We start from the raw sequence: 1,681 nt of genomic DNA, 5'->3' as shown, positions 1-1,681 counted from the left end.
CCGTCAGCCATGGATCAGCATCCCGCCATTGACGTCGATCACGGCTCCGGTGATGTAGCCGGCAAGGTCCGAGGCGAGGAAGAGATAGGCGCCGGCGACGTCGCGTGCCTCGCCGAGGCGGCTGAGCGGAATTCCCTTGATGATATCGGCGCGCATGGCGTCGGTCAGCTTGTCGCCGGTGATGTCGGTCTGGATCAGGCCGGGCGTGACGCAGTTGACGCGGATGCGATCGGGCCCAAATTCGCGCGCCATCGCCTTTGCAAGGCCGAGCACGCCCGCCTTGGCGGCGGAGTAATGCGGGCCGCCGAAGATGCCGCCGCCGCGTTGCGCGGAAACCGACGACATGCAGATGATCGAGCCGCCGCCATTTTCGCGCATATGAGGAATGAAGGCCTGGCTGAGATAAAGAACACCGCGCAGATTGACGTCGAGGATGCGGTCCCAGTCGGCCGGGCTGATGTCCAGTGTCTTGACCGGCTGCGTGATGCCGGCATTGTTGCAAAGCACATCGATTTTGCCCAAGGCCTCGGTGACTTGCGCGGCCGCCCTCCTGCAAGCTTCGCGGTCGGCGACGTTGCAGGCAAGGCCGATATGGTCGCCTCCGAGCGAAGCCGCGGCGTCACGCGCTTGCCCCTCATCGAGGTCAAGGATCGCGACGCGCGCCCCATGCTCGGCCATCAGCGTTGCCGTGGAGCGGCCTATCCCGCGCGGGCTCGCGGCGCCCGAAATGACCACGGCCTTGCCTTTCAGCAGCATGTTGAACTCTCCTGCTATTTCCATTCTCTTGGCGGGTGATCTAGAGCCGGTAGAACCGGGCGGCGTTGTCATGAAACAACGCAAGACGCTCTTCCTGCGGATAATGTCGCGTGATCTCCTTGAAGGCGTTCACGATGGCGTCGAAGCTCGAGAACAGCTTGTCGACCGGGAAGTTCGTCGCAAACATCGAGCGCTCGATGCCGAATACGGCGATCGCCTCCTCGACATAGCGACGGATCGACGCCGTGGTCCATGTCCAGTCGCCCATGCCGAGACCCGAGATCTTGCAGGCGACGTTCGGCGCTTGCGACAACCGGCGCATGCCCTTTTTCCAGGCGTCGAAATGCTCGGGTCCGTCGACCTGCATGCCGGTGTGATTGAGGATGATCTGCACGTCGGGAAAATCGCGGGCGAGATCGAGGAACTCACCCATCTGCGGATAGTAGAGCTGCAGGTCGAAACTAAGCCCGCGCTTCGACAGCTCGCGGAATCCGCGCCGCCATTCGGGTGTCCGGCTGACCTCCGGTCGCGCCAGATAGGTCTTAGCGGGATCGGCGTGATAATTCATTGACTGCCGGATGCCGCGGAAGTTCGGATATTCCATGTGTCGGTCGAGAAGGTCGCCGACATCAGGCTTGGACAGGTCGGCATAGCCGACGATGCCATGGGGAAAGCCCCGCTTGTCCGCGATACTTTGCAGCCAGTGCGTCTCGCCGACCGGATCGGCGGGATTGAACCCGACGTCCAGATGCACCGACTTCACCAGGTTCTGGTTCCTGGCGTCCTCCAGATAGTCGTCGATCAGATAGCTCTTGCGGATCGCCTCATAGTCGCCGAAGGCCGCCGGCTTAACCCCGTCGGTCAGCCACGGATAGTAGTGGGTCTCCAGATCCCAAAGGTGATGATGCGGATCGATGAAAGGCAG

2 protein-coding genes are annotated in these 1,681 nt (G+C 62.3%); both read right to left on the bottom strand.

Annotated features, from left to right (window positions below; genetic code table 11):
• Positions 1-3 precede the first annotated feature (3 nt).
• Positions 4-756 (bottom strand): SDR family NAD(P)-dependent oxidoreductase, encoded by a 753-nt coding sequence (locus tag CK222_RS31350; RefSeq protein WP_067320302.1) that lies wholly within the window; start codon positions 754-756, stop codon positions 4-6.
• Positions 757-796: 40 nt separating this feature from the next.
• Positions 797-1,681, bottom strand: an 885-nt coding sequence (locus tag CK222_RS31345; protein WP_245433421.1) for an amidohydrolase, incomplete at its 5' end; no start/stop codon positions are given.

The sequence above is a fragment of the Mesorhizobium sp. WSM3866 genome (assembly GCF_002294795.1).
In the GTDB taxonomy this organism is placed as follows: domain Bacteria; phylum Pseudomonadota; class Alphaproteobacteria; order Rhizobiales; family Rhizobiaceae; genus Mesorhizobium.
This window is presented reverse-complemented; position numbering and strand designations above follow the sequence as displayed.